Annotated in this window: 17 protein-coding genes; 11 read left to right on the top strand and 6 right to left on the bottom strand. The window is 37.1% G+C overall.

What is annotated here, in order from left to right:
- Positions 1–294: 294 nt before the first annotated feature.
- On the bottom strand, positions 295–3,141 hold the full coding sequence (locus H5072_RS02010) for a TonB-dependent receptor domain-containing protein (RefSeq protein ID WP_182692511.1): 2,847 nt from the start codon (positions 3,139–3,141) through the stop codon (positions 295–297).
- A gap of 614 nt (positions 3,142–3,755) precedes the next feature.
- Here H5072_RS02010 and H5072_RS02015 point away from each other — a divergent pair.
- Positions 3,756–4,145, top strand: a complete 390-nt coding sequence (locus tag H5072_RS02015; protein WP_039487539.1) for a cytochrome b562 — start codon at positions 3,756–3,758, stop codon at positions 4,143–4,145.
- 83 nt (positions 4,146–4,228) lie between these two features.
- The gene (locus H5072_RS02020; protein WP_002958670.1) at positions 4,229–4,615 is read left to right on the top strand and encodes an OsmC family protein; all 387 of its coding nucleotides are present in this window, start codon (positions 4,229–4,231) and stop codon (positions 4,613–4,615) included.
- A gap of 63 nt (positions 4,616–4,678) precedes the next feature.
- Here the strand turns inward: H5072_RS02020 and ykgO are convergent, their stop codons facing one another.
- Together ykgO and H5072_RS02030 are read right to left on the bottom strand one after the other, a co-directional pair.
- A complete protein-coding gene (gene ykgO / locus H5072_RS02025) occupies positions 4,679–4,813 on the bottom strand; it encodes a type B 50S ribosomal protein L36 (RefSeq protein ID WP_002958669.1) in 135 nt (44 codons plus the stop codon).
- The gene (locus tag H5072_RS02030; RefSeq protein ID WP_002958668.1) at positions 4,810–5,076 is read right to left on the bottom strand and encodes a type B 50S ribosomal protein L31; all 267 of its coding nucleotides are present in this window, start codon (positions 5,074–5,076) and stop codon (positions 4,810–4,812) included. Before H5072_RS02030 ends, ykgO begins: the two co-directional genes overlap by 4 nt.
- 241 nt (positions 5,077–5,317) lie before the next feature.
- On the opposite strand from H5072_RS02030, the gene H5072_RS02035 reads away from it, so the two are divergent.
- Both H5072_RS02035 and H5072_RS02040 read left to right on the top strand, forming a co-directional pair.
- Entirely contained in the window at positions 5,318–5,587 is a 270-nt protein-coding gene (locus tag H5072_RS02035; RefSeq protein WP_154902888.1) for a hypothetical protein, read from the top strand.
- A gap of 323 nt (positions 5,588–5,910) precedes the next feature.
- Complete coding sequence (locus tag H5072_RS02040; RefSeq protein WP_154902887.1) at positions 5,911–6,873, top strand: sensor domain-containing diguanylate cyclase; 963 nt, start codon at positions 5,911–5,913, stop codon at positions 6,871–6,873.
- Between the two features lie 74 nt (positions 6,874–6,947).
- Here the strand turns inward: H5072_RS02040 and H5072_RS02045 are convergent, their stop codons facing one another.
- Entirely contained in the window at positions 6,948–7,988 is a 1,041-nt protein-coding gene (locus H5072_RS02045; RefSeq protein WP_182692512.1) for a metal-dependent hydrolase, read from the bottom strand.
- Positions 7,989–8,095: 107 nt separating this feature from the next.
- Positions 8,096–8,983 (bottom strand): LysR family transcriptional regulator, encoded by an 888-nt coding sequence (locus H5072_RS02050; RefSeq protein ID WP_182692513.1) that lies wholly within the window; start codon positions 8,981–8,983, stop codon positions 8,096–8,098.
- Positions 8,984–9,099: 116 nt separating this feature from the next.
- Between H5072_RS02050 and H5072_RS02055 the strand changes: the two genes are divergently transcribed.
- From H5072_RS02055 to H5072_RS02085, 7 genes are all read left to right on the top strand, one after another.
- Positions 9,100–10,272, top strand: coding sequence for an MFS transporter (locus tag H5072_RS02055; RefSeq protein ID WP_182692517.1), 1,173 nt, complete (start codon positions 9,100–9,102; stop codon positions 10,270–10,272).
- 418 nt (positions 10,273–10,690) lie between these two features.
- Complete coding sequence (gene dkgB, locus H5072_RS02060; protein ID WP_165724025.1) at positions 10,691–11,506, top strand: 2,5-didehydrogluconate reductase DkgB; 816 nt, start codon at positions 10,691–10,693, stop codon at positions 11,504–11,506.
- Between the two features lie 78 nt (positions 11,507–11,584).
- Positions 11,585–11,872: a putative quinol monooxygenase gene (locus tag H5072_RS02065; RefSeq protein WP_002958660.1), complete on the top strand. Its 288-nt coding sequence runs from the start codon at positions 11,585–11,587 to the stop codon at positions 11,870–11,872.
- Positions 11,873–12,328: 456 nt separating this feature from the next.
- Complete coding sequence (locus H5072_RS02070) at positions 12,329–12,550, top strand: hypothetical protein (RefSeq protein WP_182692514.1); 222 nt, start codon at positions 12,329–12,331, stop codon at positions 12,548–12,550.
- Positions 12,551–12,644: 94 nt separating this feature from the next.
- Positions 12,645–12,989 (top strand): hypothetical protein, encoded by a 345-nt coding sequence (locus H5072_RS02075; RefSeq protein WP_182692515.1) that lies wholly within the window; start codon positions 12,645–12,647, stop codon positions 12,987–12,989.
- A gap of 456 nt (positions 12,990–13,445) precedes the next feature.
- A complete protein-coding gene (locus H5072_RS02080) occupies positions 13,446–13,850 on the top strand; it encodes a hypothetical protein (protein WP_002958658.1) in 405 nt (134 codons plus the stop codon).
- Between the two features lie 138 nt (positions 13,851–13,988).
- Positions 13,989–14,753, top strand: a complete 765-nt coding sequence (locus H5072_RS02085; protein ID WP_182692516.1) for a 2-keto-4-pentenoate hydratase — start codon at positions 13,989–13,991, stop codon at positions 14,751–14,753.
- Between the two features lie 8 nt (positions 14,754–14,761).
- On the opposite strand, the gene H5072_RS02090 is transcribed toward H5072_RS02085, so the two are convergent.
- Complete coding sequence (locus H5072_RS02090; protein WP_024606143.1) at positions 14,762–15,415, bottom strand: DUF6058 family natural product biosynthesis protein; 654 nt, start codon at positions 15,413–15,415, stop codon at positions 14,762–14,764.
- Between the last annotated feature and the right edge of the window lie 79 nt (positions 15,416–15,494).

Below are 15,494 nucleotides of genomic sequence, written 5' to 3' on the forward strand. Positions count from 1 at the left end.
GGTAACTGCTCCTGCGTTATTCTACTGGCTTACATCCATGTAAGAATAAGTAAAAACCGAGCAAAGCTTCCGCGTCCTGCTCACGCCCCTTACCTACATCCATGTAGGCAACAAAGAGTTAATCGCCCCTAGAAAGAACCCTTCGGGCAGCGCATGTTTGGTATTTATGCTGAGTTATCGACTATTTATGGGGAATAACCACACTACATGGGCTCTGCCTTGCCTAAAAACCAAACATACTGCTGCAAATTCACCCATCAATGCTCAACACGCCCTAATAAGGTATTTTATTAATTATAAGCTGTAGCTTAAGTTAATGTAGCCAAAGCGGCCAATGTTATCGTAACTTGCGCTACCCGCGCTTGTACCACGTGAACCGTACGGAAGTTTACGATTAAATATATTATCAACACCTACTTTAACGCCTAAGCCGCTATCGAAGTTGTAACCAACAGTCATATCGGTAATAAAGTATTTACCGTAAGACATTTGGTTACTTGGGTTCGAGTTACTTTCAAGCTCAACATTTGTATATAAATCTACTTCACTTAAAAAGCGTGTTTCAACTGTTGAGAAAAAGTTATCCATAACATAGCTTACAGATAAGTTAGTTTGCCACTTAGCTTCACCTGTAGTACCTGCGTATTCAATGTAGTTACTAGGGTCGTCTTGGAACGGGTAATCTTTACGTTCAATTAAGTAAGTACCAATTAAGCGGGTTTTGAAGCTACCTTCAAGCGCGTCAAAGTCGTAACCTAGTTCAAAATCTATCCCTGATGCTTTTTGGCCGGCAACATTTAATACAGAGTTTTGTATTAAAGTAATTTCACCATTAGCATTACGTGTAATTAAGTTACAGTACTGATTGTTTATACCTGTTGCGCTATCAACACAGCGATCAAGAATGTCTTGCGCGTCGATTGTGTCGATCGCATCTTCAAGTTCAATTTCCCAGTAATCAATAGTAAGCAGCGCGTTTTCTAAAAACTCTGGTTGGTAAACAATGCCTACAGTTGTACTTGTTGACTCTTCGCCTTTTACATCGCGGTTACCGCTAGTTAAACCATCTAATGAGGCTGCATCGTAACCTGAGTTAAAGTCACTCGCTACACCTAATGCGGCACAGTTTGCAGTACGTGTTGCACCGTTTGATAAGTCACCTAGGTTGTCGGCGCGACACGGGTCGTCTACATTGTAGAAAGTTTGGCTTGCTGCCCCAAATACTTCACTAATGTTTGGCGCACGAAGTGCTGCAGATTGAGTTACACGTACACGTAGCTCATCATTTACAGTCCAATCAAGGCCAAGTTTCCAGCTAGTTGCTTCGCCAATCGTACTGTAGTCAGCATGACGTACTGCAGTATCAAACACTAAATCTTGAATAAGCGGTAAGTCAGTTAAAATTGGCATCGTCGCTTCAAAAAATACTTCGCGTACGTTGAACGAGCCTTTATCTTCGCCCAGTGCGTTAAAGAAAGTACCTTCTGCGTTATCTGGCTCTTTAGTTTCGCTTTCTTCTTTACGGTACTCGGCACCAAATGCAATACCTACATAACCTGCTGGTAATTCAAAAATAGCGCCATTAGCAAGTGAGCCAGAAACAACTGTTTGCTTAATTGTTGAAGTACCAACTGATACCGTATTTATGTAATCAATAGCTTGTTGAGATGGTGCGCCAAAACCCATAATATTTACAGGTACACATCCGTCAGCTTGCGCAGCAGCGCTACGACATACTACGTTGCCATTTGTATCTTCAACGGCATCAAGTGCATTAAAGTAGTTGGCTAAAATCATGTTAGCGCCGTTTTCACGCTCTAGATCTGTTTGGCCGTATACAACTGACGTATCTAATTCCCAATCTTCTAAAACAGTCCCTTTTAAGCCGGTAACAAAACGCGTTGTTTCACGCGTATTGTTTTCAATGCGGCGGCCAAGGTCACTCATCATGCGGTTAACCATGATTGAATCAACACCTTCCTCTTGCATACGTGCTTTGATGGCTGGGTCTAGGTAAGGGTTATCAATGTTAATGCTGTTGTCGCTGTCAAAAAAGAAAAACGCAGGTTGACCTATGCTTTCACCTTGGCTGTTTACGTATTTTGCATCAAAGTAGACGTTTAAATCGTCGGTCACATCGTAGTTAACTTTAAAGTTTACGTTGTAACGTTCAAACTCAGGTTGTATTTCTTCAAATTGGCCTAAGTTAAAAAAGTCACATTCTGCACATGAATATGGATCTGCGTTATTGCCTATGTATAAATCACGTGCGCTGCTATCAGGGTTAAAGCTATTAATATACTTAGTTGGATCTTCAAGTGCATAAACACCTGAATCATTGATGGCGTAATAACCCGCATTAGGTGTTAAAATATCATCAGGAAAGTCAGCACTATTTTTGTTTTCATCCGTTTGGGCTTGGTTAGGTAAGCTGCTAAAAGATGTGCTAGTCCAAGGGTGGTCAAGTGCATTTAATGAATCTTGGCCAGAGTACTCAATAGCAAAAGCGGCATTACCACGGTCGTTATCAAAATTAGAGCCGTACGAGAACGTCGCTTTTTCGTTGTTGTAGCTGTTTAAATCGGCAAAACCTCGGGTAACACTAAAATCCATACCTTCAATGTTGTCTTTTAGTATAAAATTTACAACACCTGTTACCGCGTCAGCTCCATATACAGCGGATGCACCACCAGTGATAATTTCTACACGCTCAACCCATACACTTGGAATAGTATTGGTATCTACAGCTTGAGCACCTGCAGAGCTTGATACATGACGCTTACCATTTACAAGTACCAAAGTACGGTCTGTACCCATGTTACGTAAATCAAGAATATTTAAACCAGCAGTACCAATAAAACGGCCTGAGTTAGCCATAGAATATGTATTGCCAAGTGCTGGTAAATTGTTTAGCGCTTCACCAATGTTTACAGCGCCAGTATTAATTAGCTGCTCGCCGCTTATAACTGTTACTGGTGCAGGTGCAATAGCACCTTCACGTAAGATACGTGAACCCGTTACTTCAACGCGTTCAATTTTTGTTGCTTGCTCATCTTGTGCAAGCACAGAATTACTTGCTGTTGCAGCAGCAGTAATTAATGCACATTTAATGCTATTAGAAAGTAAATTATGACGTTTCATGTGTTTCCCAAAGGACATTTTATAGTAATTTAATACGATATTTATTTTTACTTAATACAGTCTGTATTAGATAAAAACCTATAACTTTTGTTATGAGGGCGGCGATTATTGCATGCTGATAATCTTATTAAAAGTAAGTAACTTACTGTTAAATAAGCAACTTGAAATAATTTGAATGGCTATTGTTGCCTTTTTTACACTAGTTTGTTCGGGGAGATTAGGTGGCTATTTATGGTTAATTTACATGGTGGGTTTGTTTTGTATTTATGCTGTTTACATGTTTATAGTTTTTATAATTTTAGAGATGGTTTTTATAGCAATTATTTTTTATTTAAAAGTAGTTAGGAATATTCTAATTTATATAAAGAGCAGGCGGTGAGTGTTATATGTACTTAGTTGTAAGTATTATGTATGTAAATCCCGTTTTAAAATGACTTTAATGTAAGGCTTTATTTTCAAATAAAGTGAAGTTTGAATATTTTTCATTATTAATCTTTAAAAAGCTCTAAACGTGTAAACCCCCTTTACAGTTTTGGGGGTCTCAATTGCTCCTTAAGTTACTTTAGCGCGTAAACTTGGTACAATTTAGCTGTTTTTAATTAATAGGTTTGACCATGAAGTATTTAGTTATTATTTTTACCTTGTTGTTTAGTTCAATGTCTTTTGCGCAGCAATCTGTCGATCTTGAAATAAATATGAAAAATACGGGCCTTGCGTATAAACAAGCAGTACAGGCAACTCAACTTAGTGAATTTAATACTGCGATTGATGAATTTATAAAGCTAGTAAAAGTAAGTAAAACAGGTAAGTTTTACAAAAAGCCTGAGCAGTCATTGCAGGGCCTTGATAAAGTGATTGCCCAAGCTGAGCTTGCTAAAAAAGCAGCGAACGAGCAGGGTCTAAGTGCAGCAAAAGAACCGTTAAAAAACATAGATAATTTACGTAAAAAATATCATGAGCTACATGAGCCTCCAGGGTTCTTTGAATTACTGTTCGGTTCATAAACCTAAACTATATGTATCTTTAGTCGCTACTTTTAAGCTAACTGCGTTAAAAGTATCTGCAGCAATAAATATAAGGAAACACAATGGAAATTTCAGTTTCAATGTTAGAAGGCCAAAAGCAAAGCGCTAAATTTGGCGACCTAGAAGTAATCAGCGATCAAAGTGTAAATGCTGGTGGCAACGCAGAGCATCCTGAACCGTTTGATTACTTTTTAGTAAGTATGGTTTTATGTGCAGGTTTTTATGCACGTAAATTTTGTGAGCAGCGTGATATTTCAACGCAAGGTATGACGCTTACTCAAAATAATGAAAATGTAGATGATAACGGTAAAAAGTTATTTTCAATTGAGATTAACCTACCAGACGGTTTTCCTGATAAATATAAAAAGGCGCTTATTGCAGCCGTTAATACCTGTACGGTAAAAAAAGTAATTCAGGCAGTGCCAGAGTTTTCAGTAGTGGTAAAATAATCCTCCCTAAATTAGGTAGCTTTAACAGGCTACCTAATTATGTACAGTGCCCCACGGCTTAACTTATTTCTTTTTCATTCCTTGTACTGCTTTAAAGCGTGGGTTGTTTTTGCAAATTACAAATACACGACCTTTGCGTTTTACAATTTGACACCCCGGACGTTGCTTCGCACTTTTTAGAGAACTTAATACTTTCATATCTTTTCCTTTTTAACAGTCGATAAATTTTTAAAACGACGGTTAAACTGTGCAACACGGCCATCTGTAGCAACAGTTTTTTGCTTGCCTGTATAAAATGGATGTGAGTCACTTGATACGTCAATAGGTACATATGGATAAGTATTACCGTCTATTTCTACTGTGCGGCTTGTTTTAATGGTTGAGCCAATAATAAAGTAAGAATCGGCAGCAGTATCGTGAAAAGCAACCACTTGGTAATCAGGATGAATATTTGGTTTCATAATACGCCTCAATAAATGATATGTGATAATGTATCATTTTAATTTAACGTATTTATTCTCTCATTGCAAATTATTTAAATGCTCCCCAAAAGGGGCGTAATTGCTGGCTATTTGTGCAAATAAATCAAAAAATAAGCACTTGAATTAAAAATGCTGGCTATTGGCGTTTAGGCTGTTATAACTATATTTAAGAGTTAAAACGTTAACAAATACGGTTATAAAGTTATTACAGAGGTTATGTATGAGTGACGCAACACAACAACAAGAACAAATTGACCAAGGGGTGATGGAAACCCTAAGAGAGCGCGACCACAGTACCTTGGCGCAACAAGTAAATCCGTTAACCTGCAACCACAATGATATTGTGGAGTTACTAGCAAGGTATATGGCACTTAGTGAGCAAGAAGATGATGAGCTGTTTGATACTTGGTTTGATAGCCTAACTAAAGAGCAACATACTGTTTTAAAAGTATTTGAAGTTTACCGTGGACAATATGAGCACCAAAATTAAAGTGTTTATTTTTGTAAGTATGCCAAATCCAGTGGTTATTTAAATAAAACTAAATAGCCACTACTACTTTTTAACTAGAAAGTAGTAATGTTGTATCAACCACTACTCCCACCTGTTTTCATCATAATTTTTTGCGGATTTAATCTTATCTTTATTTAGGTACGACTTACTGATATTCATAAGTATTTATTGCTATTTTAAGGTAATGTTCTAGTTTTAATAGACAGACTGTTTATAATTTAAATAAGTTTATGGGTTATATACTCGAAAATATTCGCTCCCATTTCGTAATTCATAAAACACTTAAAATTAATTGAGCTTTAATGATTAAACCTGAGATCCCAAGTAACGAAGCAGAGCGATTACATGCGTTAAAAACATTAAAAATTCTAGATACGTCGCATGAAGAGCGCTTTGATCGTGTTACTCGTATTGCCAAGCGTATGTTTAATGTTTCTATTTCATTGGTTACTTTAATTGACGAAGACCGCCAATGGTTTAAATCTAGGCAGGGGCTTGATGCGCCTGAGCTTCCTCGCGAAACCTCATTTTGTGGCCATACCATAAATCAAGACGAGCTCTTAATAATCCCAGATACAGCCCAAGATAAAAGGTTTTTTGATAACCCTTTTGTTGCAGGCGATCCTAAAGTACGCTTTTATGCCGGCTTTCCTTTAAAATTAAGGCAAGGGGTTATTATAGGCACTTTATGCCTTGCCGATAATAAACCTAGACACCTTAATGATGAAGAAAAACAATTACTAAGAGATTTAGGCACGTTGGTTGAGCAAGAGATTCAATCAATTCAACTAGCTACAATTGACGAGTTAACAAGAATCTCTAACCGGCGTGGCTTTTTGAACCTTGCTGAGCATACGCTAAATGTATGTAGGCGAAACAAAGTATCAATGTCGTTTATATTGTTTGATCTTAATAAATTTAAACAAATTAATGATGTTTATGGACACCACGAAGGCGATTTTGTATTGAATAAATTTGCGCAAATTATGCTTAGTTCATTTTGTGATTGTGAAGTAATAGGCAGACTTGGCGGAGATGAGTTTGTAGTAATGCTAAGTGATTTAGATGAAACAAAAGCTGAGTTTGTTTTACAAAGGTTTGCGGATGCAATTGCGCATACCAATAATACCTTAAATAAGCCATACAAAATTGATTACAGTGTAGGGGTAACACACTTTAAATACGATACAGGTAAATCGGTTGAGGATATGATTCAAGATGCTGATGTTGCAATGTATCAGCAAAAAAAGCAGCAATCACTTTAGTGAGCTATTTAGTTTAATTGCTGCTTGAACTTCACTTAACTTCCTGATGCTATTACGAATCTTATAATATGACGTTATTCGCTATTGCAGTCATTTTTTGCAGAGGGTGATGCTAAAGACACATTTGGTTGCCAAATCCTGTCCCATATTTTATGAAGATTGTTTAAGTTTGGTCTTTGACTTATTTTTTCAAAGTTACCAATGCTCACCTTTGAATCATTTTTTTGACCCACTACAAAATTAAACACATAGTTGCACTCCATGCCCATACGTAAATCAGAAAGCACAATATTGCTTTGCTGTTGGCGCACCGAATAAAACCCTTTAGTAAACCACTGCAAGCGCTTTATAGCCCATTCATCGCTAATATTATTTAACAATGAAGGCGTTGTTTGATAAGGCGTTAATGTAACATCGTTGGGCACGTCAAATACTGATGCATAACCTTCGTAGTATTGTCCGTCAGACATCACAACAATACGCCACAGCAAAGTGGTTAGCGGGGCAGGCGTACTAATATACGCATTTACTGGTATTTGCCTGTTGTTGAGTGCTGTTTTTACCTTGTCATCAATACTTACTTTTAAAATTAAAGCACAAAATAAATATAGACTACTTAAAACTAAGGCCGCTGCATTTATATGATAAGCCGTTGCTGCTTGTATTTTGGGTATTAGCGTACATATTACGCCAATTAATAAAGGAAGCGTGTAAGCGGGGTCAATAATAAACACACTAGAAACCGCAAAGGGGTACTCAGTAAAAGGCCAAAGTAATTGTGTACCGTATACCGTTAGGCTGTCTAATATGGCATGTGTAGATAAACTTAAAAATACTAGCCAAAACCAGCGCACTTTATAAATTTGCATTCCCGCGTGTATTTTTAATATTAGCCATACAATGAGCGGACTAATTAATAAATGTATTAATAACGAATGGCTAAAGCTACGGTGGTAAGTAAATGCTTCTACAGAGCCACCATAAGGCAAAAATACATCTAAATCAGGAAGTGTGCCTAAAATTGCTCCCCATAAAACGGCTTTTCGACCTATTTTATTGCCTAATACCGCATAACCTACAGCACTACCTAATGCTACCTGCGTTAAAGAATCCATTTTGATTAATACCTTTAATTGCGACTTTTATTATTTATACTTTTTGATTATTAAAAAGCGTCAAAAAATAATGTGAAATATTTGATAAGCACATCAATGCCCAAAATTTATAAACTAAGCCTGGGCTTTATAAAATCTAAAAACGCTGTAATGCGAGACGATACCGCACTATTTTTATAATACACGGCTTGTATAATTTCTCGGTTATTAGGTGAGCTAACTGCACTGGGTAACACTTCAACTAATTTACCTGTTTTTAGATCATTGCCAATCATAAAGTGAGAAAGTAGCGCAACGCCTTGGTTTGCAATACATAGTTGCCGCACTGTTTCGCCGCTGCTTGCGCTAAGCGAAAACGTAAATAAAGCGGGCTTTACTAACGGCCAAGTGTTTAATTTAGGGGAGTCACTAAAACCAATTATCTTGTGATTTTGTAAGTCATCTATTTGCGTAATTGTTGCGTTGTTTTTTATATATTCTGGGCTGGCTACAATACGTAACTGGCTGCTGCCAAGTTTACGAGCATGTAAATTTGAGTCTTTTAAATCACCAATGCGTATGGCTAAATCGGTTTTATGTTCAAGTAAATCAATAATGCTGTCGTGTGAGGTTATATCAAGCGTTATGTGGGGGTATTGCTTGGCAAATTCGCCAATTAAAGGTGTAAGTTGGTGCAATACAAAAGGGCTTGCCGCATCTATTCGCAGCTTGCCACTTGGCGCTTGTTTTAAAAGCTTTATGGCTTCTTCACCGGTATAAAGCGTATTTAACCCTTCGCGTGCAAATTTTATAAAAGTATGGCCTTCTTCGGTAAGCTCTAACCGGCGTGTTGTTCTGTTTAGCAAAGTACATTGCAGTGTATTTTCAAGGCGTGATACAGCTCGCGACACTTTAGCCACCTGCTGATCGAGCAAGTTAGCCGCCCCGGAAAAGCTTCCGCAATCTACTACCGTTATAAACGTTTCTAAATCTTCAGTTTTTGAATGAACTGCCATAAGTATACCAACACCATCTTTGCATTATTAACAAAAGTATTTTGTCACTAATGCTATTTTTTGCAAACGATATTTTAGCCAAACTACATTCTTCAAATATTAATGAGGATATAACTATGCCATTGGCTTTGTGGGCGCTTACCTTAAGCGCATTTGCAATCGGAACAACTGAGTTTGTAATAGTGGGATTAGTACCCACCATTGCAAACGACTTAGGCGTAAGCCTACCTTCAGCAGGTTTGCTTGTAAGTTTATATGCGGTTGGCGTTGCCATCGGTGCGCCGGTGCTAACGGCTTTAACGGGTCGTTGGAATCGTAAAGTGGTACTAATAAGCTTAATGGGCTTATTTGTTTTAGGTAACTTACTTGCATGGCAAGCGCCAAGTTACGAAACATTAATACTTGCGCGCATTTTAACGGGGCTTGCCCATGGTGTGTTTTTTTCAATCGGATCGATGATTGCCACAAGTCTAGTAAGCAAAGACAAAGAAGCCAGTGCAATAGCCATTATGTTTACCGGGCTTACTGTAGCACTCGTAACTGGTGTGCCACTAGGTACATGGATTGGACAACACTTTGGTTGGCGTGCAACGTTTTTAGTTGTGTCGGTATTAGGTTTAATTGCATTAATCGGCAGCTCTATTTTAGTGCCAAAAAATTTAAAACAATCAATACCAGCGACGTTTAAAGAGCAACTACAAGTAATCGTAAAACCGCGTTTATTACTGGTGTATTTAATGACGATATTGGGCTATGGCGGCACGTTTACAGCGTTTACTTATTTAGCACCTATTTTAGAGCAACAAACAGGTTTTGCGCCTTCGGCTATTGCCTTAATAATGCTTGTTTACGGTGTATCGGTAGCGGTAGGTAATATTTGGGGTGGAAAGTTGGCCGACAAACGCGGCCCAATTAGCGCACTGAGCATTATATTCAGCGCTTTGAGTATTATTTTAATGATATTTACTTTTACGATGGAATCAAAAATTGCTGCTGTACTTACTATTTTAGTATGGGGCGCATTTGCTTTTGGTAATGTGCCAGGCTTGCAACTTTATGTAGTAAAGCAAGCGCAAAAGCACACGCCCAATGCGGTAGATGTTGCATCAGGTTTAAACATAGCCGCATTTAATATTGGTATTGCACTTGGCTCAATTATTGGCGGTAGCGTAGTAGAGAACATGACCCTGCAAGATACAGCATGGATAGGCGCCGTTATCTCTGTTTTAGCACTTGGTGTTACACGCTACAGCGGTATGCTTGATAAACGTGAAATTCAGCAAGCATAAAGCCTTAGCAGGGTCTGTTGACCTTTTAGGATTAAATTTGTTCAATCTAGGGATGATTTAATCACGGAGCGAGGTTTGTAACCTAGTGGGCTAAGTAAAAATCGAGGGACAAAGAGTAAATCCACCCTAGGAAGAACCTACAGGCAGCGCGTATTTGGCATTTATGCTGCGTTATCGCCTATTAATGTGGAACAGCCACACTGCATAGGCTCTGCCTTGCCTAAATACCAAATACACTGCTGCAAATGTAATCTCTAAAGATTAACAGACCCTAACCTTGAAACTAAAATTAATGACCTCATACATGTTATGAGGTCATAGATTTTTAAGTGACAGTCGTAATAAGAAGTAAAAGGTGTATTTCGTAAAACTTTTAAAAGTTTGTATTTCAAAACCGATTATTTTATAAGGATAAACCATGACAAAACGTGTAATAGAAATGCCAGAACTAGGTATGGGAACATTCCGCTTAGAGGGCGACACTGCCTATAACTCAGTAAAAATGGCACTCGAAGTTGGGTTTCGCCATATTGATACCGCACAAATTTATGGCAACGAAGAGCAAGTAGGTCAAGCCATAAAAGATAGTAATATTCCGCGCAGTGAAATATTCTTAACCACCAAAGTGTGGAATAACAAATTAAATAAAAGCGACTTTATCCCAAGCGTTAAAAAGTCACTTGAAAAGCTACAAGTTGATTCGGTCGACTTACTGCTAGTTCATTGGCCATCGCCTGCTAACGACGAGCCAATGAGTGAATACCTCACTGAATTACTAAAAGCGAAGCAGCTTGGTTTAACTAAGCACATTGGTGTATCAAACTTCACCATTGCAAACTTAAATGAAGCAATGCAAACGCTTGACTCGCGTGAAATATTTACCAATCAGGTTGAGGTTCACCCATATTTAACTAATACTAAATTGCGTGCATTTTGTGCTCAGCACGATATACATGTAACTGCGTACATGCCATTTGTAGTAGGTAAAGTACTTAAAGATCAAACCATTATCGACATTGCTAACAAGCACGATGCAAGTCCAGCACAAGTTGTTTTAGCATGGGTTAACGCAAGCGGCATGACGACAATTCCATCATCAACTAAGCGCAAAAACTTAGAAGATAACTTTAACGACCACGTTAAGTTAGATGATGAAGACATAGCCCGCATTGATGGTCTTGATTGCGGCGACCGCCAAGCAACACCGGACTTTGCGCCGCAGTGGGATCAGTAAACTTACCTCAAACGCAAAGTTAAACTAAATATTTTAAGGTGTAGATTATCTACACCTTAACTTTTAAAAGGAATACACATGTTAACGGTTATAGCGGCACTGTCGTGCAAAAATATTGATGCAGATGTGATGCTTACAGCACTTGAAAACTTACAAAAGTCATCGCGCCAAGAAGTAGGGTGCTTACGTTATGAACTATCTGTAAAAAGTGATGATGAACATACCGATTATGTTGTTAGCGAACAGTGGGCGTCTGACGAGCACTTTGAAGCGCATAAAAACGAGCCACACTTTAAAGCATTTGGTACGCAAGTTACTGGGCTTTTAACCAATAGTAGTATTGATGTATATAAATCAATTGGTTAAATTCTTTTTATAGTGCCTATTATGGTACGTATTAAAATACTTAGCTAAATTACATATCATAAAGTAAATACTCAAATAGGTGCTGTTATCTTACATCACCTTTTATTCTTACACTCCAACCTGCCTAAATACCCAACTTCGCCAATATCAATGAAACCTATTAGGACTCTTTTTTGTTAATTCGCATTCGTAGTGCTTCGAAATCAAAAGAGGTTCATAACTTTATTAAATGTCGTTTTGCTATCACAACCCACTCTAATAAATAGCCTATTTAATTTGTTGTTTACATTAAAGTTCTCTGGTGTAAATTATAGAAATATAACATGGCATTTTAGTCAGCCGTAAATAGTTCGAGTGGTACTGAATAAGAGACTCAAAATAGCAAACTATTTATATATTTTTTGTGTGTTATATTTTTAGAGCTGAGTTAATTAAACTAATAATGGAGACATGGGTATGGAAATTAATAAATCTAATCAATCTATCCTTATTTTTGTAATCCCTTTATTAGCTGCGTATTTCGGATCAAAAGTCATATTTCACTTATTTGCTTTTGAGTATCTTGTGTTTACAGATACTTTTGACATTCTAAAGCTACTCATTGATATTAGTGTATTTGGAGTGTTGTTCTATATTAGTTCGCTGGGCGTTGGTTATGTCATCAGAGCTAAAACATAAGTTTTTAATCATTAGCTGGTAAATTGCTAGCTAAAAAATCACAGTCAATAAAGCCTTAACAGCTTTAAACTGTATAATTTATATGGAGATAATAATGAAAAAATTAATCGCAATAGTAGCGTTGTTAGGCTTTGCCTCATTTGCACAAGCTAATGATAGTTTTGTAGTGAATGCTAAATTTTATGATAATAAAAACTTAATTGGTTCACCTGTTTTAGTAGTTAATTCAAATGAAGAGGCGTCAGTTTCAGTTGATAATTTGTATAGTTTTGCTCTTACAGTAACGCCAATTGATGATTCTACTGTTAGTTTAGCAACTGACCTAAAACTAGGTGGAAAACATATGGCTCCCTCTTTAGTTGTTGAAATAGGCAAAGAAGCAAGTATTAATGTTGATGGTAAAGAACTGTCAGTTTTAGTAAGCAAATCAAGTAGCTAATAATACCAACCTGCATAAATCTTTGATCAATTTAACGAATTAAATTGCACTATAACGTCGTTAAAAATTTTTTATTTAGAACAACTAGATATAAAAATTTTTGCCTAGTTCTAGCGTAATTTTCTTAACGTTAAATAGACCCCATATATAAGCAGATTGGTATAAGTTAAAAATTAGGAATATAATTAATGAGAAACTCAAAAAATGAGATAGTAAAATATGGAGTCTCTTTTGGTACGGCCCTAGCAATTGCTATTTCATGGAGTGCTAATGAGTCTGTTTTATGGGCAATTTTGCACGGTTTTTTGTCTTGGTTTTATGTTATTTGGCATGTAATTACGCGATAAGTATTTTCGCGTGTGCACTCATTGATTATGTATATTTCGGTCAATGTTAATACTCGAGCAATTACCATCTAAAACTATTAAGTTAAAAATATAAAAGGAATAATTAATAATGAAAGGTGCTGGTGGAAGCTCTGGTGGTATTGGGCATTTTTTTATTGGTTTAATTATGATGTGCGGTGGATTTTATATGCTGCTAAACGCAATTTCGGTGACCTCTAATTTTGGACTAAGTTCTCGCATTTATAGTGTTAATGCTTTAGGTGGCTTTGGCGTTACAGGCGGCATGGTTATGATCCCGTTTATTTTTGGTGTGGGTCTGATTTTTTATAATTCTAAAAATATTTTAGGCTGGGTGCTATCTCTTGGCTCGTTAACCGCACTCATATTTGGTGTTATATCGAGTGTTCGATTTAGTATGCGAACTATGACGTCGTTTGATTTGATTGTTATTATAATTTTAGCGTTTGGCGGTTTAGGGCTGTTTTTACGCTCGCTCAAATCTATTGATACTTAAATAGTTACCACGCTTTGTTTTAAATACAATTTTAATTATAGGCATTTAACATGATGTTCTAATGCCTAAGCTAATACATTAATAATGTAATCCTTCCTATTTACTGCTTAACCAGTAACGTATTTTAAAGAGATTTATGTGAACAACTCAATACAGCTAAAACTAATTGCTACTCACTTATTAGCACAAAGAGAAGAAAACCCAGCACGTTCAAACTTTCCTAAAGAGTTAGTACTAGACTCGACTGACGATGCGATAGAAGTACAAAAGTTGATGATTTATTTAAATGATCAAACTGTATATGGCTGGAAGTGTATGCTGCCTTTAGATGATGGCTCAATTATATTAGCGCCTCTTTTACATGCACCTATAAAACAAGCTGAAAATTGCCCACTGTATACAACAAATAACAAAGCGCTGATAGAACCAGAAATTGCATTTATTTTACAAAGCGATTTACCAAGTAATAAAACCTATACAAATGAAGACGTAGATACTGGATTTGCCAGCGCCCATTTAGCACTTGAGCTTATTCAAAAAAGGTTTGATGAAGGCACTCCAAGCACTCACATTGAAAAGCTGGCTGATGGCCTATCTAATCAAGGCGTGTATTTAGGCCCACAAATAGATAAAGCCAAAGCGTATAACGCAAATACTGTAAATATTAACGTTAAGCAAACTGAGCTGGAGTTAAACTTGGCAGGTGTGCATCCTGCAGAACTTGCGCAGCTTCCACTTTATTGGGCGGTTAATTACTTATCAGCAAAGGGAATTAATTTAAAAACTGGGCAAGTGTTTATAACAGGCTCTTATTGTGGTGTTGTTGAGCTTAATACAGATCAGTTAACCACGGTTAGTTACGAAGACTTAGGGTCTGTTAGCACTACGTTTTTATCAAAGTAAATTTAGCGTTACTTAATAGATAAATCATATTTTAAAATAAGCGCATCTATGTAACGGGTGCGCAAAGTGTGTTGTTTTTCATGATCGGCGCCATGCCCTAACGCTTTGTTTAAAAGCTTCATGGCGGGGTGTAGTTGTGCTCTTTCTTCTTGGTTTAAACTCGCTTTACTGCGCAGTTCTGTAATGTCGTCAACTAATAGTCTGCCAATATCTACCGAGACTATTTCGTCTATTAAACCATTCTGAGTAAGTACACCGTACTTACTGCATAAAAACTGTTGCCAAATTTGCTGTAAGTGCTCGTCTATTTCACAGCCAAATAGCTCTTCGCTAAACGCAAATCCTTGCTGAGCGAGCTTAGTTAGGCTTGCAGTATATTGCTGTGCAAAATAATTAAAAGCGTGGCTTGATGATTCTATTTTTTGTTTTAAAAGACCCAGCCCCCAATTAACACAGCCGCGCGGGTAATAGTCGTCATACTCTTCGCATTCATACAAGCCTGAATATGAGCTGCAGCTAAGTTGGCTTTTAATACAGTAACTTGGTTTTGGGAAAACACTTCGCTCTTGCCAAGCTAAAAGTGTATCTGCATCTATATTTAATGCTTGGCACAGTTCATCGGTGTTATAAAAATGAGTTGCTAAGTAGTCAGATAAACGCATAAAGCCTCTGGTATCGTTAAAAATAAAATACTGTTTATATATACAGTTATTCATTTTGTAATACCAAACTTAATAATAC

This window comes from Pseudoalteromonas sp. SR45-5, assembly GCF_014163565.1.
In the GTDB taxonomy this organism is placed as follows: Bacteria; Pseudomonadota; Gammaproteobacteria; order Enterobacterales; family Alteromonadaceae; genus Pseudoalteromonas; species Pseudoalteromonas distincta.

Excerpts from the sequence above, each read along its gene's own strand:
- H5072_RS02010 (WP_182692511.1), bottom strand. The coding sequence starts at position 3,141 with ATGAAACGTCATAATTTACTTTCTAATAGCATTAAATGTGCATTAATT.
- H5072_RS02015 (WP_039487539.1), top strand. The coding sequence starts at position 3,756 with ATGAAGTATTTAGTTATTATTTTTACCTTGTTGTTTAGTTCAATGTCT.
- H5072_RS02020 (WP_002958670.1), top strand. The coding sequence starts at position 4,229 with ATGGAAATTTCAGTTTCAATGTTAGAAGGCCAAAAGCAAAGCGCTAAA.
- ykgO (WP_002958669.1), bottom strand. The coding sequence starts at position 4,813 with ATGAAAGTATTAAGTTCTCTAAAAAGTGCGAAGCAACGTCCGGGGTGT.
- H5072_RS02030 (WP_002958668.1), bottom strand. The coding sequence starts at position 5,076 with ATGAAACCAAATATTCATCCTGATTACCAAGTGGTTGCTTTTCACGAT.
- H5072_RS02035 (WP_154902888.1), top strand. The coding sequence starts at position 5,318 with ATGAGTGACGCAACACAACAACAAGAACAAATTGACCAAGGGGTGATG.
- H5072_RS02040 (WP_154902887.1), top strand. The coding sequence starts at position 5,911 with ATGATTAAACCTGAGATCCCAAGTAACGAAGCAGAGCGATTACATGCG.
- H5072_RS02045 (WP_182692512.1), bottom strand. The coding sequence starts at position 7,988 with ATGGATTCTTTAACGCAGGTAGCATTAGGTAGTGCTGTAGGTTATGCG.
- H5072_RS02050 (WP_182692513.1), bottom strand. The coding sequence starts at position 8,983 with ATGGCAGTTCATTCAAAAACTGAAGATTTAGAAACGTTTATAACGGTA.
- H5072_RS02055 (WP_182692517.1), top strand. The coding sequence starts at position 9,100 with ATGCCATTGGCTTTGTGGGCGCTTACCTTAAGCGCATTTGCAATCGGA.
- dkgB (WP_165724025.1), top strand. The coding sequence starts at position 10,691 with ATGACAAAACGTGTAATAGAAATGCCAGAACTAGGTATGGGAACATTC.
- H5072_RS02065 (WP_002958660.1), top strand. The coding sequence starts at position 11,585 with ATGTTAACGGTTATAGCGGCACTGTCGTGCAAAAATATTGATGCAGAT.
- H5072_RS02070 (WP_182692514.1), top strand. The coding sequence starts at position 12,329 with ATGGAAATTAATAAATCTAATCAATCTATCCTTATTTTTGTAATCCCT.
- H5072_RS02075 (WP_182692515.1), top strand. The coding sequence starts at position 12,645 with ATGAAAAAATTAATCGCAATAGTAGCGTTGTTAGGCTTTGCCTCATTT.
- H5072_RS02080 (WP_002958658.1), top strand. The coding sequence starts at position 13,446 with ATGAAAGGTGCTGGTGGAAGCTCTGGTGGTATTGGGCATTTTTTTATT.
- H5072_RS02090 (WP_024606143.1), bottom strand. The coding sequence starts at position 15,415 with ATGCGTTTATCTGACTACTTAGCAACTCATTTTTATAACACCGATGAA.